Annotated in this window: 18 protein-coding genes; 12 read left to right on the top strand and 6 right to left on the bottom strand. The window is 67.8% G+C overall.

Features of this window, described 5'->3' with window-relative positions; all coding sequences use genetic code 11:
* Positions 1-49 precede the first annotated feature (49 nt).
* Positions 50-904 carry a cytochrome c oxidase assembly protein gene (locus tag ACTPOE_RS17150; protein WP_458873420.1) on the top strand — a complete coding sequence of 285 codons (855 nt, stop codon included), beginning with the start codon at positions 50-52 and terminating at the stop codon, positions 902-904.
* A 31-nt stretch (positions 905-935) separates the two neighbouring features.
* Positions 936-2,420, top strand: coding sequence for a M48 family metalloprotease (locus ACTPOE_RS17145; RefSeq protein WP_458873419.1), 1,485 nt, complete (start codon positions 936-938; stop codon positions 2,418-2,420).
* Positions 2,421-2,481: 61 nt separating this feature from the next.
* Here the strand turns inward: ACTPOE_RS17145 and ACTPOE_RS17140 are convergent, their stop codons facing one another.
* From ACTPOE_RS17140 to ACTPOE_RS17125, 4 genes are all read right to left on the bottom strand, one after another.
* Entirely contained in the window at positions 2,482-3,567 is a 1,086-nt protein-coding gene (locus tag ACTPOE_RS17140) for a YheT family hydrolase (protein WP_458873418.1), read from the bottom strand.
* A gap of 72 nt (positions 3,568-3,639) precedes the next feature.
* The gene (locus tag ACTPOE_RS17135) at positions 3,640-4,062 is read right to left on the bottom strand and encodes a YybH family protein (RefSeq protein WP_458873417.1); all 423 of its coding nucleotides are present in this window, start codon (positions 4,060-4,062) and stop codon (positions 3,640-3,642) included.
* Between the two features lie 20 nt (positions 4,063-4,082).
* A complete protein-coding gene (locus ACTPOE_RS17130) occupies positions 4,083-4,292 on the bottom strand; it encodes a zinc-finger domain-containing protein (protein WP_323025088.1) in 210 nt (69 codons plus the stop codon).
* A 60-nt stretch (positions 4,293-4,352) separates the two neighbouring features.
* Positions 4,353-5,273: a branched-chain amino acid transaminase gene (locus tag ACTPOE_RS17125; RefSeq protein ID WP_458873416.1), complete on the bottom strand. Its 921-nt coding sequence runs from the start codon at positions 5,271-5,273 to the stop codon at positions 4,353-4,355.
* A gap of 129 nt (positions 5,274-5,402) precedes the next feature.
* Here ACTPOE_RS17125 and ACTPOE_RS17120 point away from each other — a divergent pair, with 129 nt between their 5' ends.
* Positions 5,403-6,785: a DEAD/DEAH box helicase gene (locus ACTPOE_RS17120; protein WP_458873415.1), complete on the top strand. Its 1,383-nt coding sequence runs from the start codon at positions 5,403-5,405 to the stop codon at positions 6,783-6,785.
* A gap of 8 nt (positions 6,786-6,793) precedes the next feature.
* On the opposite strand, the gene ACTPOE_RS17115 is transcribed toward ACTPOE_RS17120, so the two are convergent.
* Positions 6,794-7,171, bottom strand: a complete 378-nt coding sequence (locus ACTPOE_RS17115) for a thioredoxin family protein (protein ID WP_458873414.1) — start codon at positions 7,169-7,171, stop codon at positions 6,794-6,796.
* A gap of 107 nt (positions 7,172-7,278) precedes the next feature.
* On the opposite strand from ACTPOE_RS17115, the gene ACTPOE_RS17110 reads away from it, so the two are divergent.
* The 8 genes from ACTPOE_RS17110 (at position 7,279) to ACTPOE_RS17075 (ending at position 17,646) form a co-directional block, all read left to right on the top strand.
* Positions 7,279-8,070 carry an EI24 domain-containing protein gene (locus tag ACTPOE_RS17110; RefSeq protein WP_458873413.1) on the top strand — a complete coding sequence of 264 codons (792 nt, stop codon included), beginning with the start codon at positions 7,279-7,281 and terminating at the stop codon, positions 8,068-8,070.
* A gap of 12 nt (positions 8,071-8,082) precedes the next feature.
* On the top strand, positions 8,083-8,961 hold the full coding sequence (locus ACTPOE_RS17105; RefSeq protein WP_458873412.1) for a competence/damage-inducible protein A: 879 nt from the start codon (positions 8,083-8,085) through the stop codon (positions 8,959-8,961).
* 265 nt (positions 8,962-9,226) lie between these two features.
* On the top strand, positions 9,227-9,949 hold the full coding sequence (locus ACTPOE_RS17100; protein WP_458873524.1) for an IclR family transcriptional regulator: 723 nt from the start codon (positions 9,227-9,229) through the stop codon (positions 9,947-9,949).
* A 229-nt stretch (positions 9,950-10,178) separates the two neighbouring features.
* The gene (gene phaP, locus ACTPOE_RS17095; protein ID WP_458873411.1) at positions 10,179-10,751 is read left to right on the top strand and encodes a TIGR01841 family phasin; all 573 of its coding nucleotides are present in this window, start codon (positions 10,179-10,181) and stop codon (positions 10,749-10,751) included.
* Positions 10,752-11,275: 524 nt separating this feature from the next.
* Entirely contained in the window at positions 11,276-12,646 is a 1,371-nt protein-coding gene (gene ltrA, locus ACTPOE_RS17090; protein WP_458871249.1) for a group II intron reverse transcriptase/maturase, read from the top strand.
* 217 nt (positions 12,647-12,863) lie between these two features.
* The gene (locus ACTPOE_RS17085) at positions 12,864-13,091 is read left to right on the top strand and encodes a hypothetical protein (RefSeq protein ID WP_458873410.1); all 228 of its coding nucleotides are present in this window, start codon (positions 12,864-12,866) and stop codon (positions 13,089-13,091) included.
* A 173-nt stretch (positions 13,092-13,264) separates the two neighbouring features.
* Positions 13,265-14,491: an efflux RND transporter periplasmic adaptor subunit gene (locus ACTPOE_RS17080; protein WP_458873409.1), complete on the top strand. Its 1,227-nt coding sequence runs from the start codon at positions 13,265-13,267 to the stop codon at positions 14,489-14,491.
* A complete protein-coding gene (locus ACTPOE_RS17075) occupies positions 14,488-17,646 on the top strand; it encodes an efflux RND transporter permease subunit (protein ID WP_458873408.1) in 3,159 nt (1,052 codons plus the stop codon). Before ACTPOE_RS17080 ends, ACTPOE_RS17075 begins: the two co-directional genes overlap by 4 nt.
* A gap of 42 nt (positions 17,647-17,688) precedes the next feature.
* On the opposite strand, the gene ACTPOE_RS17070 is transcribed toward ACTPOE_RS17075, so the two are convergent.
* On the bottom strand, positions 17,689-18,570 hold the full coding sequence (locus ACTPOE_RS17070; protein WP_458873407.1) for a LysR family transcriptional regulator: 882 nt from the start codon (positions 18,568-18,570) through the stop codon (positions 17,689-17,691).
* Positions 18,571-18,655: 85 nt separating this feature from the next.
* Between ACTPOE_RS17070 and ACTPOE_RS17065 the strand changes: the two genes are divergently transcribed.
* Positions 18,656-19,090, top strand: a complete 435-nt coding sequence (locus ACTPOE_RS17065) for a CidA/LrgA family protein (protein WP_458873406.1) — start codon at positions 18,656-18,658, stop codon at positions 19,088-19,090.
* The last annotated feature ends 2 nt before the right edge of the window (positions 19,091-19,092 follow it).

Here is a 19,092-nt window from a genome sequence, read left to right as displayed (position 1 = left end):
ATGCTTTAAACTAGCCCGATTAGTCTTGTCATGGATGAATCGGCCCGTCATGGATGTGCTCGACTGGTTGCGGCCTTGGGAATTCTCTCCCGCCCTGGTGCTGGTTTTCGTGGCTTCGGCGTGGATGTTCCTGCGCGGCCGCCGCGTCCATCGCGTCGGGGTCGTGCGCCAGTCCTTGTTCTGGATCGGGTGGGTCATGCTGTACTTGTCCATGCACACCCAGCTGGACTACTACGCCGAGCGCATGTTCTTCATCCATCGCCTGCAGCACCTGGTCTTGCACCATCTGGGGCCGTTGCTGATCATGGGCGCCTATCCCGGGCAGGTCATGCGGGCCGGCCTGCCTCTGGCCTGGCGGGCGAGACTGGCGGCGGCCCGCCGCGCCGGCCCCGTGCGCGTCCTGGAGGCCCTGGCGACGCACCGTTTTCTGGTGCCGCTGCTGTTCCTGCTGATGGTGCTGGTCTGGCTGGAACCCACCGTGCAGTTCTATTCCATGCTCGACTGGCGGCTGTACAGGCTCATGAACTGGGCGGTGGTGATCACCGGCCTGATGTACTGGAACCTGATCCTGGACCGGCGGCCCCATCCGCCGGCCGCGATGTCGCCCGGAGGGCGGATCTTCTCGCCCGTTTTCACCATGGCGCCACAGATGGTCGCCGGGGCCGTCATCGTCTTTTCCGAGCACGACCTCTATCCGGTGTTCGACCTGTGCGGCCGCGCGCTGCCCGGTTTCAGCGCGCTGGATGACCAGGTGATCGGCGGGTTGATCATGTGGGTGCCGGCGGGCCTGATCGAGACCTTCGGGCTGCTGGTGGCGCTGGGCGCCCTGATGCGGCTGTCGGCCCGCAATCGCCTGCCGCAGCCCCGGCGGCGCCCGGTCAGCCGGCCCGTGCGCGCGGCTTGATGCGGCGCTGGTCGTGGATAAAGGATTGGCCATGAAGATCTGGATGCGGCGCGCGGGCGCGGGCCTGAGTCTGGCCGGCGCCCTGGCGGCCAGCGTGCCGCCCGCCTGGGGACAGCCCATGGGGTTGCCCTCGATGGGGGCGGTCTCGTCGGCGGAACTGTCTCCCGTGCTGGAACGCACCCTGGGCCAGGCCATCATGGAACAGGGCCGCCAGGATCCCACCTATATCGGCGATCTGGACGTCAACCAGTACCTGACCGCGCTCGGCCGGCGACTGGCCGCCCATGCGCCGCAGGCCCTGGCCCAGGACATCACCGTGTTCGCCGTGCGCGATCCCTCGATCAATGCCTTCGCCCTGCCGGGCGGCTACATCGGCGTCCACAGTGGCCTGGTGGTCGGTGCGCAGAGCGAATCCGAGCTGGCCGGCGTGCTGGCGCACGAAATCGGCCACGTCATGCAGCGCCACATCGCCCGGGGCATCGCGCAGCAGTCCCAGGGCACGGGCATCATGGTGGCCAGCCTGATCGGCGCCCTTCTGGCGGCCCTGGCCGGCCAGGGCGACCTCGCCATGGGAGTCGCCACCTTCGGCCAGGCCGCGGCCATCGACCGGCAGCTTGGCTTCTCCCGGGGCGCCGAACAGGAGGCCGACCGGGCGGGGCTGCAGATGATGCGCCAGGCCGGCTTCGATCCCGGGGGCATGCTGGCCATGTTCCGCCGCCTGATGAATGCCTCGCGCCTGAACGAAGGAACGGGCGGCGGCTACGCCTCGACCCACCCGCTGTCCATCCAGCGCCTGTCGGACATCGAGAACCGCATCGAGGGCCAGCCGGCCGTCGCCGCCACGCCCGACTCCGAATTCTGGTTCGTGCGCGCGCGCCTGGCCCTGATCCAGGCGCGCGACCATGCCGACCGCCAGCGCCTGCGGCAGACATTGCGCGGTGAGGCGCGCGATCTCCGGGGCGTGCGCCAGGCGGCCGCCCTGTATGGTCTGGCCTCGCTGGACAAGGCGGAAGGCGACCTGGCCGGCGCGCGCGCGCAACTGGCCCAGGCGCAGTCTGCGCAGGCGGCGGCGCCGCAGCTGGACATGCTGGCGATCCAGCTGGCCGGCGTCCAGGGGCCGGCGGCGGCCGTGGATGTTTCGGCGGCCGCCTGGAAGCGCTGGCCTCATAGCCAGGGGGTGGCGGACGAGCGCGCACGCGCCTTGCAGAAGGCTGGCCAGGATGCGGCCGCCGCCGATTTCCTGCAGACCGCCACCAGGCAGTGGCCCGACATACCGGAATTCCAGAGGCTGCTGGCGACCAGCCTGCAGCGCCTGGGGCGCGAGGTCGAGGCCCATGAGGCCATGGCGAGTTATTTCGAGCAGACCGGCGCTTTGCCCACGGCGGTCGAGCACCTTCAGCAGGCGCGGACCCTGTCGAAGGATTTCTACGCCCAGTCGCGGCTGGACATGCGCATCCGCGCCCTGCGCGAACGCCTGGACAACCAGCGCGCGTTGCTGGAGCCGTTCAAGAAGTAGGCCCTGGCGGGCCGGAGCGTCTCCTTCGAGGCGCGTCGGGGTCGCGGCATGGCCGTCCGGGTCAGGCGCCGGTCCTGAAAAAACGCAGCAGCCGCGCCGGCAGCCAGCGCAAATGGCCCGGGAACATACCGGTGACGAACCCCGCGTGCCCGCCCAGGGCCGGCTGGTGCAGCAGCACATCGCCGGATGCGTCCCGGGACCCCGGCAGCGAGGCTTCGGGCACGAAGGGATCGTTGCGGGCGTTCAGCACGAGCGTGGGCGTGCGGATCGCTGGCAGCAGCGGCAGGCTGGCCGCGCGGGTCCAGTAGTCCAGCGCGTTGAGGTAGCCGTGCATGGGCGCGGTGTACAGATCGTCGAATTCGCGCAGGCTGCGCATGCTCTGGGTGCGCGACACGTCCACCGAGCCGGGGAATTCGCGGGCCTTGTCGAAGATCTTGCGGCGGATGCTGCGCAGGAAATATCGGGAATACATCTGCCGCCCCCAGGTGGTGTCCGACAGGCGCCGGCCGCAGGCGGCCAGATCCATCGGGACGGACACCGCGGCTGCGGCCTTCAGTCCATGGGGCGCGTCGCCCGATTCGCCGAGCAGCTTCAGCAGGGCGTTGCCGCCCAGCGAGATCCCGGCGGCGTGCAGCGCGGCGCCGGGCAGGCGCGCGCGGACGTGACCGATGACGAAGTCGATCTCGGCCGAGTCGCCGCTGTAGTAGGCCCGCGCCATGCGGTTGGGCACGCCGGAGCAGCCGCGAAAGTGCGCCGCCGCCACCACCCAGCCGGCGGCGCGGAAGTCGTGGGCGATCGCCTGCATGTAGGGACTCAGACTGCTGCCCTCGAGGCCGTGGAACAGGATCAGGGCGGGGCCGTCGCCCGCCAGCCCGGCCCAGTCGGCGTCCTCGACCCAGCGCCGCGCCGCCGTGCCCACCAGTCCCGATACATGCGGCGAGGCCTGGCCGTCGGGATGCTGGTTGGGGTTCAGGCGGGGGGCGCACCAGTCCAGGTCGATGAAGTCGCTGTCCGGCGTGTCGACCCGCTCGCGCACGAAATGCAGAGCGGGGTGCTGGGCGCAGAAGGCCCCGTAGAGGGTCTGGGCGTGGCCGCCCGGCAGCCAGACCGGCGCGGGGCACAGGCTGGTGTCGATGCGCGCGGTCATAGGAATCCACCGTCGTGCTGCGCACTCCGGTATTCGCGTTTGGGGCGGCCCGGCATGCTCATGGGAGGTGGGTCAGTGAAGGGTGCGGGAGGGATCGGGACGGTCGAACAGCTTGGCCTCGCGGGGCGCGGCTGAAGCATGGTGCACGATCATCCGCCATCCCTCCGGGCCTTTCTGGTAGATGTTGGTGGTGTAGAAGCTCAGCGTGTCCTTGCCGCGCGGGGTGTTCACCATGATCTGCTCGATCAGCACGTGGACGGCGCTCATCACTCCCGTCATGGCCCTGACCTGGGCCGGGAAGGCGGTGATCGGGCCATTGGCGAAGATATGTTCCCAGCCTTCGCGGACGGCCCGTGGGCCGAGGGTCCGCAGGCCGCCCGGATGAATGCAGGCCACGTCCTCGTCGTCGCTCCAGACGCGCATCATCAGGGCGGCGTCGCCCTGGCGCATGGCTTCGTAGAAGGCGTATTCCGCTTCTTCGGGCGTGGGGAACATGGGCGCGGCGGGATGAGGGTCTAGTGGCCGTGCACCTTCTCGCCCTCGCGCAGGGCGTAGCGGGTGCCGCAGTACTGGCAGCGGGCCACATGGCTCTTGACGACCTCGATGTAGATGCGCGGGTGCTGGCTCCATAGGGGCGCCTTGGGGCCGGGGCAATAGACCGGCAGGTCTTCGGCGCCGACTTCGACGATGTCCTGGTTGCGGGCGGTTTCGGGCACGCTGCTCATGGTGTTTCCTGAAAAGGGCCGGACGGGCGGACCGCCCGGGTTTGGGAGGCGGATTGCGGATCAGACTTTGGAGAGCCAGTGGTGATATTTCGGCGTCTTGCCGGACACCGCGTCGAAGAAGGCCTTCTGGATCTGTGCGGTGATCGGGCCGCGTTCGCCGGCGCCGATCTGGCGGCCGTCGATCTCGCGGATCGGAGTGACTTCGGCCGCCGTGCCCGTGAAGAAGGCCTCGTCGGCGATGTACAGGTCGTCGCGGGTCAGCCGGCGCGATTCCACTCGCAGCCCCAGGTCGGCGGCGATCTGGTGGATGGAGGCCCGGGTGATGCCGGTCAGGGCGCAGGCGATGTCCGGCTCGTAGACCACGCCGTCGCGCACGATGAACAGGTTCTCGCCGGAGCCTTCGGCCACGAAGCCCTGGGTGTCCAGCAGGATGGCCTCGTCGTAGCCGTGATCCAGGGCCTCGGCGTTGGCGAGGATGGAATTGGCGTAGGTGCTGGCGATCTTCGCGCGCGGCATGGTGACGTTGACGTGCTGCCGCGCGAAGGACGAGATCTTGACGCGGATGCCCTGTTTCAGGGCTTCTTCGCCCAGGTAGGCGCCCCAGGCCCAGGCGGCGATGGCGACGTGCACCGAGGCGCCCTTGGGCGAGACGCCCATCTTTTCGGAGCCGTAGAACACCAGCGGCCGGATGTAGCAGGATTCCAGTTCGTTGCGGCGCACGACCTCGATCTGGGCCTCGGAGATCGCCTCGCGCGAGAAGGGGATCTTCATCTGGTAGATGTGCGCCGAGTTGAACAGGCGCTTGGTGTGGTCTTCCAGGCGGAAGATTGCCGTGCCGTGGTCGGTGCGGTAGGCGCGGACGCCTTCGAAGACGGACAGGCCGTAGTGCAGCGAATGCGTCAGCACGTGCGTGGTCGCGTCGCGCCACGGCACCAGCTTGCCGTCGTACCAGATCACCCCATCTCGATCAGACATGGACATCGCCGTCTCCCGGAATTTGTCAGGGATACATTGTACCAATTGCCCGGCCCGCGGCGATGCACGCTAAAATGGGGAGTTCATGAACGCGTGGGGCCGGATTTCCGGGTGCCTGCGCACCCTATCCGACGAATGACCGACTCCACTTCCCAAGACTCCGCCGCCCCCGAGGCGCCCGTTCCGTTCGCCCGGTTCGGCCTGCACCCAGGCATCATGCAGGCCATCGAGGCCACCGGCTACGTGTCCGCCACCCCGATCCAGGCCAAGGCCATCCCCATCGCCATGTCCGGGCGGGACGTCATGGGCGCCGCCCAGACGGGCACGGGCAAGACCGCCGCCTTTTCCCTGCCGATCCTGCACCGGCTGATGCCCTTTGCCAACAGCAGCGCCTCGCCCGCCCGCCATCCGGTGCGCGCCCTGATCCTGACACCCACGCGCGAACTCGCCGACCAGGTGCACGCCAATGTCGCCCAGTACAGCCAGTTCGTGCCTTTGCGCACGGCGGTGGTGTTCGGCGGGGTCGACATCCGTCCGCAGCGCGACCTGCTGCGCCAGGGCTGCGAAATCCTGATCGCCACGCCGGGCCGCCTGCTCGACCACGTCGAACAGCGCAACGTCAACCTCGGCCAGGTCGGCATCCTGGTGCTGGACGAGGCCGACCGCATGCTGGACATGGGCTTCCTGCCGGACCTGGACCGCATCATGCGGCTGCTGCCACCGGGTCGCCAGGGTCTGCTGTTCTCCGCCACTTTCAGCCCGGAAATCCGCAAGCTCGGCCGCACCTTCCTGCGCACGCCGGTCGAAGTCGAGGTCGCGCGTCCCAACGCCACGGCCGACACCGTCACCCAGATCGCCTATCCCCTGGAAGGCGAAGCCAAGCGCCGGGCCGTGGTGCATCTGGTGAAATCCCGCCAGCTCAGCCAGGTCATCGTGTTCTCCAACACCAAGATCGGCTGCAGCCGCCTGGCTCGCCAGCTTGAGCAGGACGGCGTGCGCGCCGAATCCATCCACGGCAACAAGACCCAGATCGAGCGCATGAAGGCGCTGGACGCCTTCAAGGCCGGCACGCTGGAAGTCCTGGTCGCCACCGACGTGGCCGCGCGCGGCCTGGACGTGGCCGGCGTGCCCTGCGTGATCAACTACGATCTGCCGCGCAACGCGGAAGACTACGTTCACCGCATCGGCCGCACTGGCCGGGCGGGCGCCTCGGGCGAGGCCATCGCGCTGTTCGCGCCCGAGGAAGAGCGTTATCTGCAGGACATCGAAAAGCTCATCAAGGTCAAGATCCCGCGCGGCGAACTCGAGTTGCCGCGCCTCGTCGCCCGCCGCCGTCCGGCCGGGGGCCATCATGGGGCGTCGAGCTGGCGCGGGGCGCCCGAAGCGCCGCTGGACGATTTCTTCTCCCGGCCTTACGAACCCGCCGCCGCGCCGCGCGCCGACGCCGAGCCGCGTCCTTCCGTGGTGCCGGCGCGCCGGTCCGTCGGTGTCCTGCTGGGCGGCGGCAAGCCCACCTGAACAGGCCCCTAATCCCGAGCCAGCGCGTCCAGGCTACCGGGGCCGGCCGGCAGTACCGGCAGGTCCGCCGCGCCGTCGATCAGCCGCCGCAGGTGTTCGATGCGCGGCTGCACCGCACCCCAATAGCGCGTGCCGCCCCGGTCCTGCACCAGGATCGTGGGGAAGTTCTCGATGTCTTCGTCTCCCAGCCAGTCGGGGCTGTCCTCGACGTCCACCCACAGGAAGGTCCAGTCGGAGTATTCGTCGGCCAGGGCTTCCAGCAAGGGGCGCCAGGCGTCGCAGGTGCGGCACCAGGCGGCACAGTAGCAGGCCACGCGGCGGCCGGCGTCGGCGGTCAGCCGAGCGCGCAGGGCCCGCGGGTCGGCGTGCGGATCGAACAATTTCATGCAGACAAGAATCCCGTTCTTTGAATAAGATGATTGTATGTTGTGCGGGTTCTCCGGGGCTGGTCTCGCGGGACTCGTCCGGATCATTCCAAGGATCATTCTGCCGTATGACGCACCAAGACCTCGCCCTGCGCGATCCCCGTTCCGCCCGCGGCCTGGCGCTGGTCGGACAGGCTTTCCGCCGCGCCGCCGCCAGCCAGTTGCACCCGCGCATGATCGCGGCCCTGTTCCTGCCTTTCATGATTGCCTTCCTGGGGGCGGTGCTGCTGCTGTGGTTCTTCTGGCAGCCGCTGACCGGCTGGCTGGACCAGGAAGCCTCGTCCTGGGGACTGTTCAACACCATCGACGGCTGGCTCGTCGCCGTTGGCCTGTTCTCGCTGAAACTGTGGCTGGTGCCGCTGATGGCGGCGGGACTGCTCCTGCCCATGGCGGGCATTCTGGGGCTGGCGATCGCCGCCGTGTTCGTCATGCCCATTGTCCTGCATCACCTGGAACGCCGCGATTATCAGGGCCTGGGCCGCCAGGGCCGCAACGCCACGGCGCTGGGCGTCTGGAACGCGGTCTGGGTCGGGACGCTGTTCTGCCTGGGATGGCTGTTCACCATGCCTCTATGGCTGGTCCCTCCCATGGCGCTGGTACTGCCCGTGTTCTGGTGGGCCTTCGCGCTGAACCGCATGCTGCGTGTGGACGCCATGATCGAACACGCCAGCCCGTCCGAGCGCCGGCTGCTGTGGCGGCGCCACAATCGCCAGCTCTGGCTGATCGCGGCCTGCCTGGCCGTCGTCAACCTGATCCCGCTGTTCTGGCTGGTGATGCCGGTGTTCTCGGCGCTGGTGTACGCCCATTTCTGCCTGGAAGCCATCCGCCGCCTGCGGGCCGAAACCGTCATAGACCTCTGACCAGGAACCTCGATGCAGAAATCCGCCGCCCTCCATGATGCCGGCTCGTCCGCCGCGCAGTCCGCCTGCGATGCGGACGCCTGTCCGATTCCCCAGGCGCCGCCGCGCGTCCGCCTGATCGCCATCGGCGACGAGATCCTGTCCGGACGCCGCCAGGACAAGCATTTCGCCCGGTTGATCGAATTGCTGCAGGAACGCGGGCTGCGGCTGCACGCCGCTGAGTTCATTTCCGACGACGAGGACGAGATCGCCGAGTGCCTGCGCCGCAGCTTCGCCACGCCCGACCTCGTGTTCTGCTGCGGCGGCATCGGCGCCACGCCCGATGATCGCACTCGCCAGGCCGCCGCGCGCGCCCTGGGAGTGCCGCTGGCTCTGCATCCCGAAGCCGCCCGCCTGATCGGCGAGCGCTGCGCCGACATGGCCGCCAAGGGCCAGGGCAGCGCCGACATGTCCACCCCCGAAAACCAGCAGCGGCTGCAGATGGGCGTGTTCCCCGCCGGCGCGGAGATCATCCCGAACAGCTACAACAAGATCCCCGGCTTTTTCATCCGCGATCACAGCTTCATGCCCGGTTTTCCGGTGATGGCGCACGCCATGATGGCCTGGACGCTGGATACGCGCTACGCCCGCTGGCACCATTGCGAATCCCGGGTCGAGCATTCCTTTCTGGTGTTCGGCCTGCCGGAATCGCGCGTCACTCCGGCGCTTGAATCGCTGGAACGCCGCTGGGCGGGCATCCGCGCCTTCAGCCTGCCCAATGTCGGCGACTCGGGCGGTTCGCCGCATATCGAACTGGGGGTCAAGGGCGCTCCCGAAGCCGCCGCCGAGGCCCTGGCCTGGCTGCGAGTCGAGGTCCTGTCGCTGGGGGGCAGGCTCGATCCCCCGGCCTGATACCGCGCCGCCCGTCGGCCGGCGGACGTCCGGTCGCCCGCCCGGCCCCGTGGACGGCACCGGGCGGCCGTCCACGGGGCAACCATAAAATGCTTGCCATGCGGTACGTTTTTTCATAGTATGGAAAAATGGCGCAATGCAACAAAGCGAATCCATGGCACGTCTTTCCCACACTTCCGCTTCGTCCTCACCGCAGGGCGCTCCGGCCCTCGCCGCGGCGGCCGGCGATCATGGCGCTGTGACGATCCAGGTTCTGGACCGCGCCATGCGCATCCTGGACGTCCTGGCCGGACAGCGCGACCCGATCACGCTGAAGGAACTGTCGGCGGCCACGGGGCTGCACGCCTCCACGGCGCACCGCATCCTGGCCGACCTGGCCGTGGGCCGCTACGTCGAGCGGGTGGACAGCGGCCTTTATCGTCTGGGCATGCGCCTTCTGGAACTCGGCTCGCTGGTCAAGGGGCGGCTGGACGTGCGCGCGGCGGCCATCGGCCCGATGCGCGAACTGCATCGCCAGACCGGCCAGACTGTCAATCTTTCGCTCGTCCAGGGTGACGAGATCGTCTATATCGAGCGCGCCTGGAGCGAACGGTCCGGCATGCAGGTGGTGCGCGCCATCGGTGGCCGGGCGCCCCTGCATCTGACCTCCACCGGTAAGCTGTTCCTGTCCATGTGGGACGCCCGCAGCGTGCGCAGCTACGCCATGCGCACGGGGCTGGCCGGGACCACGCGCAACAGCATCACTCAGGTTGACCAACTGGAGCGCGAACTCGCGCTGGTGCGTCGGCACGGCTATTCGCGCGACAACGAGGAACTCGAACTCGGCGTGCGCTGCATCGCGGCCGGTGTCCACGACGACACCGGAGCGCTGCTGGCCGGGCTGTCCCTTTCGGCGCCCGCCGAGCGCATGCGGGATGACTGGATTCCGCTGCTGATGAGCACCAGCGCCCGCATATCCGAGGCCCTGGGCTACGAGGCGCAACACTGAGCGCCGGCCCCGCCGCCGCGCGGGAAGAGGGCGCCCGGGCCGGCGGGTTCCGCATCCGCAGCTTTCACGCCACAGTTCGATTTTTTTGTTGCGATGCAACAAAATCAGTTGACACCATCATTCTTTCCTTTAAAATTTGACTTGTGCGTTGCAGCAAAACTGTTGCGATCGAGAAGGTGCCGGGCATTGTGCCTCTGAGGAAACCTTCTACACTTGACAAGGAGTAATCATGAGCGCAAATCAACAATCCCTGCTGGCCTCCCAGAAGGCCGTCATCGACAATCTGCTGGCCGTCCAGGGCACGTTCTTCAGCGGTTTCGAAAAGTTGGTCGACCTGAACCTGAAGGCCACCAAGGCCGCCCTGGAAGACGTCGCCCAGAAGTCCCAGGAAGCCGTCGAGCTGAAGGACGCCCAGGAACTGCTGGCTTTCACTTCCGCCCTGGTCCGTCCGGAACAGGCCGTGGCCTACGGCAAGGACGTCTACGAAATCCTGGTCGACATCCAGGGTGACCTGAGCAAGCTGACCGAGGCCCAACTGGCCCAGGGCCAGAAGCAGGTGTCCGAAGTGGTCGAGCAGTTCGCCCGCAACGCCCCCACCGGCTCCGAAGGCGCCGTGGCGCTGCTGAAGTCCTCGCTGGCCACCGCGACCAACGCCTACGAATCCGCTTCCAAGGCCGCTCGCCAGGCCGCCAGCGCCGCGGAATCGAACTTCGCCGCTGCGACCAACGCCACCCTGAAGGCCGCCGCCGATGTCGGCAAGGCCGCCAAGACCGGCTCGCGTTCGCGCACCGCCGCCAACTGATCGGCACGGGCCGCGCCGGCGGGTTTCGCCACCTGCCGGTCCGGGTCCGATCAGGGCCGGGCGTGAAGCCCGGCCGGGGACACGACCCCGGGACGAAAGTCCCGGGGTTTCGTTTTAGTGGTACGCCCAGCATGGGCGTACTCCTGCGGGTGCGAGTCCCGCCGCGAGTTGGTCACAACGAGCGAAGTGAAGCGCAACTGCGCGAGGGTGACCGAGCGTGGGGAGGAAGCGTGAAGCGTAAATCGTGAGCCGATGAACAAGAACTGCATAGAAGGCGCTGCCGAGCAGGGCGAGCGGGCCACAAACCGCAAAGCTCTCGTGACCAAGGCGAAGCGGCGTAGATGCGGCGGTTGTGCGATGAAGGAGTGCGCTCTTATCTGGGGACGCCTCGCCTTGATCCTGAAAGGGTAACGGCGTCGAGCCGGAGCGAGGTCTCAGCAGCGGTCGTAGTAGTCGTGGTAGCGGGGCCGGTGAGGCTGAGAGCGAGGCGGCGAAGGACCAAACGAGAAGGAGTATTGCTCGACATGTCGATGCAGCTTGTATTGCCTCAGATGTCCACGTCGGTGGAGCGGGCGGGCGTAGCCTGCGGTGAAGCCGCAGGTGATTCAGCCAGCGAGGAAACAGGATGCCCGCGACATGGCAATGAGGATACAGGGTCAACGCTGCTGGTGGCGGCGTTGACGAGGGAGAACCTGCAAGCGGCATTCAAGCGGGTGCGGGCCAATAAAGGCGCCGCTGGAGTGGATGGCCTGGACATTGACCAGACCGCCGGCCACCTGGTGGCAGCCTGGCCTGCCATCCGTGAAGCGCTGCTGGCGGGAACGTACCGGCCCAGTCCGGTGCGGCGGGTGATGATCCCGAAGCCCGACGGCGGCCAGCGCGAGCTGGGCATCCCGACGGTGACGGATCGACTGATCCAGCAGGCACTGCTGCAAGTGCTGCAACCCTTGCTTGACCCCACCTTCAGCGAACACAGCTACGGCTTCAGGCCGGGGCGGCGTGCGCATGATGCGGTACTTGCCGCTCAGTCGTATGTGCAGTCCGGTCGTCGTATTGTGGTGGACGTGGATCTGGAGAAGTTCTTTGACCGGGTCAACCACGACATCCTGATTGACCGCTTACGGAAACGTATCCCGGAAGCTGGAGTCATCCGGCTGATCCGTGCGTATCTGAACAGCGGCATCATGGAGGGTGGTGTGGTCATCGAACGGTATGAGGGCACGCCGCAAGGCGGGCCGCTCTCGCCGTTGCTGGCCAACGTCTTGCTCGATGAGGTGGATCGTGAGCTGGAGTGCCGGGGGCATTGCTTCGTGCGCTACGCCGATGACTGTAACGTCTATGTTGGCAGTCGTCGGGCGGGCGAGCGGGTAATGGGTCTATTGCGACGGCTGTACGCCAAGCTGCGCCTGAAGGTCAATGAGGCCAAAAGCGCGGTGACGAGCGTCTTTGCTGATCGTAAATTCCTGGGCTACAGCTTCTGGGTGGCACCGAAAGGCGTCATCAAGCGCCGGATGGCGACCAAGGCGCTGGCCACGTTCAAGCAACGTGTGCGGCAACTGACGCTCCGCTCAGGTGGGCGCAGCATGCAGCAGGTGGTTGATCGGCTACGGGTCTATCTGCTGGGATGGAGGGGTTACTTCCGGTTGGCGCAGACTCCGGGAATCTGGCGAACGCTGGATGAATGGATGCGGCATCGGCTGCGGGCTATCCAACTTAAGCAGTGGAAACGTGGCAAGACCATGTTCCGGGCGCTGCGCGCGCTGGGTGCTTCAGTCGCGGTTGCCCAGCGTGTGGCGGCTAACAACCGTCGCTGGTGGCGTAACAGTGGAAAACTGCTCAATAGCGTGCTCGACCTAGCCTGGTTTGATCGCCTCGGATTACCTCGGCTCTCCTGACCTCAACTTCTCGAACCGCCCGGTGCGGACCCGCATGCCGGGTGGTGTGGCAGGGGCGCAGCTCATAAGAACTGCCCCCTATGCCGATCGCCCGGCGTGAACCGGCCCCCCGGAAGATCCATCCCTGCGCCGATCGCTCGATAATCCTCATATTCCAAAGGATTATTTGAAGAACGGGCGGACTCCGGGCTGAATTCTCATGGGCATGAGGATTTCCATGAAGGTACCTATCGACGGCGCGGCGGCCCTCGGCAAGGTGGTCCGAGCCAGCCGCGGTGCTGAATCTGGCCGCGGCAACGGCCGGGCGTCCGCTGGATACGTTGTGTCGCCGATGGTGCGGGAGGCGGAGGCGCCGTATGCCGGTGTCGAGGCCGAAAATGCGAAGTTCATGCATGAGCGTCCCGACCTGTTCGGACTCTGGCGGGCGAATCCCGTCGCCTCATGACTATTTTGCATACCGTCGTCAGGGAGATGGTGCCGCGGATTGCTTGAATCCTGCCCAGCGCCCGTCCGCTCTTCCTCGTATACTCGCCCACAGGCGGCTGCGAGGCCGCTTGTTCCGCCAGCGCCCCGACGCGGCGGGAGACCTTCCTGTCGATCATCCCGTTCCGAGAACTCATGGCGATTTCCTCCGTGCGCCGTTCTTTTCTGTGGTGGGGCCTGCCGGCGCTGCTGATCCTGGGCGCGTGGGGCTGGTGGTCCGGCCGTCCGGCGCCCGCGGCGGCTGTCGGGAATGCCGTGGACGCCCCGGTCCTGGTGCATACGGCGACGGTGGCCGCCCGCGACATGCCCATCCGCATCCAGGGGCTGGGCGCGGTCCAGGCCTGGGCCAGCGTGACGGTGCGCGCACGCATCGACGGTCAGCTGGAATCGGTGGGTTTTCGCGAAGGTGAGGTCGTGCGCCAGGGACAGCTCATCGCCAGGCTCGACGATCGTGCGCAGAAAGCCCTGCTGGCCCAGGCCGTCGCCCAGCGGGCGCGCGACCAGGCGCAACTGGACAATGCGCGCGAGGATCTGGCCCGCTACGTCGAACTGGCCCGCCACGGCGCCATCGACCGCAAGACCCTGGACACCCAGCGAGCCCAGGTCGCGGTCCTGCAGGCGGCGATCCAGGCCGACGAGGCCCAGATCCAGGCCGCCCGCGTCCAGCTGGACTATACCCGCATCACGGCGCCGCTGGCCGGGCGCACCGGGGCCTTGCGGGTGGACCCGGGCAATCTGGTGCGCGCGACGGATGCCGACGGCCTGGTTCTGATCAACCAGATCGATCCGATCGCCGTCAGCTTCACCGTGCCGGACACGGCCTTCGCCGAGGTCCAGGCCGCCGTCCGGACGGCGGACGCCGCATCCTCCGCCGCCGGCCGCGATCCGGCCGCGGGGCTGGCGGTCGAGGTCTATGGGCGGGGCCAGCCGGAACTGCTCGGCCGGGGCGCGCTGGTCCTGGTGGACAACCAGATCGACGCCGCCAGCGGCACGCTGCGCCTGAAGGCCCGGCTGGACAATCCCGATCGGGCCCTGTGGCCGGGGCAGACCGTGGACGTGCGGTTGATCCTGGGCGACCGGGCCGGCGCCCTGGTGGTGCCGGAGTCCGCCGTGCAGCGCGGTGCCCAGGGGTTGTACGTCTACGTGGTCGGATCCGACGACCGGGTGCGCGCCCGGACGGTGCGGATGGCCGTGGCGCAGGACGGCCTGGCCGTGGTGGCCGAGGGTCTGTCGGCGGGCCAGCGCGTCGTGGTCGACGGCCAGTACAAGCTGCGGCCCGGCCTGAAGATCGCCGAAGCCGCGGCGGAAGCGGTCGACGCGCCGTCCTCCGGCGGGAAAGCCGCGTCCGGGGACGCCTCGTGAACATTTCCGAGCCGTTCATCCGGCGTCCCATCGGTACCTCGCTGCTGGCGATGGCCCTGTTCCTGCTGGGCCTGGCGGTGTTCCCGCTGCTGCCGGTGGCGCCGTTGCCCCAGGTCGATTTTCCCACCATCCAGGTCACGGCCAAGCTGCCCGGCGGCAATCCAGAGACCATGGCCACCAGCGTGGCCCAGCCGCTGGAACGGGAATTCTCCACCATTCCCGGCCTGGTGCAGATGAGCTCAGAGAACGCGCTGGGGGTGTCGCGCATCACGCTGCAGTTCGCACTGGACCGCAACATCGACGGCGCCGCCCTGGACGTGCAGAGCGCCATCAACGCGGCCTCGCGCCAACTGCCCTCGAACCTGTCCAGCCCCCCCACCTTCCGCAAGGTCAATCCGGCGGATTTCTCCATTTTGATCCTGTCGGTGCAGTCCGATGTGCTGCCCGTCACCGAGGTCAATGACTTCGCCGACAACATCCTGGCCCAGCAACTGTCGCGGGTCGAGGGCGTCGGCCAGGTGAACATCTTCGGCCAGCAGAAGCCGGCCGTCCGCATCCAGGTCGATCCGCGGAAGATCGCCGCACTGGGCCTGGACCTGGAATCGATCCGGGGCGTGATCGCCACCACCACGGTGAACCAGCCCAAGGGCACGATCGACGGCGGCCGCCAGAGCTACACCATCTACACCAACGACCAGATCCTGGACGCGGCGCCCTGGAACGACGTGATCGTCGCCTGGCGCAACGGCGCGCCGGTGCGGGTGCGCGACATCGGCACGGCCGTGCCGGGGCCGGAGGACGCGAAGCAGGCCGCCTGGGCCTTCGCCGGCAAGGGAGCGGGGCCGGATGACGTGGTCCGCGACGGTCGTTCCCTGGTGATGGGCATCACCAAGCAGCCGGGGGCCAACGTCATCGACACGGTCGAGCGCGTCCGTGCGGAACTGCCGCGCCTGATGGCGTCCATGCCGGCCAGCATCCAGGTCAGCACCTTGATCGACCGCACCCAGAACATACGCGCCTCGGTCCACGAGGTCGAATTCACGCTGCTGCTGTCGATCGCGCTGGTGGTGCTGGTGATCTTCATGTTCCTGCGCAACGTGGCGGGCACGCTGATCGCCAGCGCCACCGTCCCTCTGGCGCTGATGGGAACCTTCGCTCTGATGTACGTGGCCGGCTACAGTCTGGACAACCTGTCGCTGATGGCGCTGACGATTTCCGTGGGCTTCGTGATCGATGACGCCGTGGTCATGCTGGAGAACATCTGGCGCCACGTGGAAGAGGGCATGAAGCCCATGGAGGCGGCCCTGAAGGGCGCGCGCGAGATCGGCTTCACCATCGTGTCGATCTCGGTATCGCTGATGGCCGTGTTCATTCCCCTGCTGCTGATGGGCGGCATGGTGGGGCGGCTGTTCCGCGAATTCGCCGTGACCGTCGTCATGACCGTGGTGATTTCCGTGCTGGTGACGCTCAGCCTGACGCCCATGCTGTGCTCGCGCTACCTGCGCAATCCGCAGCAGGCCTCGCACGGGCGGATCTACCAGGCGTTCGAGCGCGGCTTCGACCGCATGCTGGCGGTCTACCGCCGGGGCCTGGACCATGCGCTGGATCATCAGTTCGCCACGCTCTGCGTCTTCCTGGCGACCGTGGCGGCGTCCGCCGCGCTGTTCATCGTCATCCCGAAAGGCTTTTTTCCGCAGCAGGACACGGGCGCGATCTTCGGCCTGGCCGAATCGTCGCAGGACAGTTCCTTCGACGCCATGAACCGGCGCATGATGGCCTTGGCCGAGGTGCTGCGCCAGGATCCCGACATCGCCGCCTTCGGCATGAGCAGCAACGCGCCGACCTTCAATACCGGACGTTTCTTCATCAGCCTGAAACCGCGCGAAGCCGGGCGGCGCGCCAGCGCCGACGACGTCATCCGACGGCTGCGCCCACAGCTGGAGCACGTGCCGGGCGTGCGCCTGTTCATGCAAGCGGGCCAGGACATCAACGTCGGCGGGCGCCTGTCGCGCACCCAGTATCAGTACACCCTGACCAGCGCCAGCCTGGACGAGCTCAACACCTGGGCGCCGCGTCTGCTGGAACGCTTCCGCGGCCTGCCGCAGCTGGCCGACCTGGCGACCGACCAGCAGAACGGTGCCAACACGGCGGTGGTCACGATCGACCGCGCCCGCGCGGCCATGTTCGGCATCACCCCGGCCATGATCGACAGCACGATCTACAACGCCCTGGGCCAGCGCCAGGTGGCGCAGTATTCCACCCAGATCAACAGCTACCAGGTCGTCCTGGAGATCACTCCGGAACTGCAGTCGGACCCGGACGTGTTCTCGCGCCTGTACGTCAAGTCGCCGCTGACCGGCGAGCAGGTGCCGTTGTCCAGCCTGACGCGGCTGGACACCTCGAAGCCGGGCTTCCTGTCGATCAATCACCAGGGCCAGTTCCCGGCGGTGACGATCTCCTTCAACCTGGCGGCCGGTTATTCGCTGGGGCAGGCGGTGGACGCCATCCACGCGGCCCAGGCCTCGATGGCGGTGCCCCTATCGATCCAGGGGGCCTTTCAGGGCACGGCCCAGGCCTTCCAGGAATCTCTGGCGACCCAGCCCTATCTGATCGCCGCCGCCCTGGTGGCCGTGTACATCGTGCTGGGCCTGCTGTACGAAAGCTACATCCATCCCCTGACCATCCTGTCCACCCTGCCGTCGGCGGGCGTGGGGGCGCTGCTGATCCTGATGGGCAGCGGTTTCGACCTGAGCGTGATCGCGATCATCGGCATTCTGCTGCTGATCGGCATCGTCAAAAAGAACGGCATCATGCTGATCGACTTCGCCCTGGTGGCCGAGCGTCAGCAGGGCTTGTCTCCGCGTGAGGCCATCTACCAGGCCTGTCTGCTGCGCTTCCGGCCCATCATGATGACCACGATGTGCGCCCTGCTGGCGGGCTTGCCGCTGATGCTGGGCGGCGGCGCGGGGTCCGAGCTGCGCCAGCCGCTGGGCTATACGATGGTGGGCGGCCTGATCCTGTCGCAGGCGCTGACCCTGTTCACGACGCCGGTGGTGTACCTGTACCTGGACCGCCTGCATCACCGCTACGTGCGCGGCCGGGCGCTGAAGCAGGCGCGGAGGCTGCGGCGGGCGCGCGGGGGCAGGGCGGTCTAGTGTACCTGGCGGCGCGTCCCAGGGGCGCAGGTCGGGCGAGCCTCAGCCCGCGTGCGTTTCGCGCACGAGATCCAGCCAGGCGCGCGCCGCCAGGGACAGGTAGGCGTCCCGCCGCCAGACCGTCGCCAGGTCCCAGCGGATGTCCGGCTCGTCCAGCAGGACGTGCGTCAGGCCGGCCTGCGGCCGTTCTTCCAGGATCATGCGCGGCAGAAAGGCGAGCCCCAGACCGGCGGCGACCAGGGCGATCATGAAGTCCATCTGGCCGCTGCGCGCCGCGACCTTCGGCTCGAAGCCGCGCCGGGCGCAGGCCTGCTGGATGATGCGGTTCAGGGCGAAGCCGCTTTCCAGCAGCACCAGGGGTTCGGCGCGCAGGTCGTCGAGCCGGACGGCCGCGCGGCGGGCGAGCGCGTGAGTGGCCGGCATCAGCACGGCCAGCGGTTCGCTGCGCACGGGCTGCCATTCGAATTCGTCCGACACGGGCAGCAGCGAGGCGCCCAGTTCGATGTCGCCCGCCCGCAGGATGTCCTCCAGCTGCAGGCTGCCGTGCTCGGTCAGGCGGATGTCGATGCCGGGGTAGCGGTGCCGGTAGGTCGCGAACAGGGGGGCGAACAGCATGCTGGAGCCGATCAGCGGCAGGCCGATCCTGAGCGTGCCGCGCCGCAGGTCCGTCAGGTCCTGCAGTTCGGCCAGGAGTTCCTCGCGCAGGGCCAGCATCCGGGTGGCATGCCGATAGACCACGTCGCCGGCCGGGCTCGGCGCGCTGCGGTGTCCGTTGCGGTCCAGCAACGGGATGCCGAGCTCGTCCTCGAGTTGCCGGACGGCCTTGCTGACCGTGGGCTGGGTGACGAAGATCGTCTTGGCGGCTTGCGAGAAGCCGCCTTGCCGCACGACTTCGACAAAGGCCCTGAGGGTGCGCAGATCCATTCTTATATAGAATAGAAAAAATTCAAATAATTCATTTGTAGAATAAACAAGGGCGATTCTACACTGCCTTCATGGAGATTCAATCATGAAGATGCGTGCGATTCCCGTCCTGTCACGGCGCGGCCTGCACCGGATGCGGGCCGCCCAGGTCGGCCTGATCGTGGGCTTCTGGCTGGCCGGCGAGGCGCTGGTCCGGCTGGCCCATCTGCCCCTGCCCGGCGGCATCGTCGGGCTGGCGCTGCTGCTGGCGTCGATGGCGGCCGGGTGGATCAGCCCCTTCAGCGCGCGACGCGGCGCGCAGTGTCTGCTGGCGGACATGCTGCTGTTCTTCGTGCCGGCGGTGCCGGCGGTGGTCGAGCACGGCGAGTTCGTCGGCGTGCTGGGGCTCAAGATCCTGGCCGTGATCCTGGTCGGCACGGTGGCCGTGATGGCCGCGACCGCCCTGACGGTGGACGTCTGCCATGCCTGGATGCTGCGCCGCGCCCGGGCGGGGGAACCGTCGGCCGCGAAGGGATGCTGACG

The organism is Castellaniella sp. WN, assembly GCF_054457555.1.
Note: the sequence above shows the minus strand (reverse complement) of the source record. Positions and strands in the feature narration are given on the sequence as shown.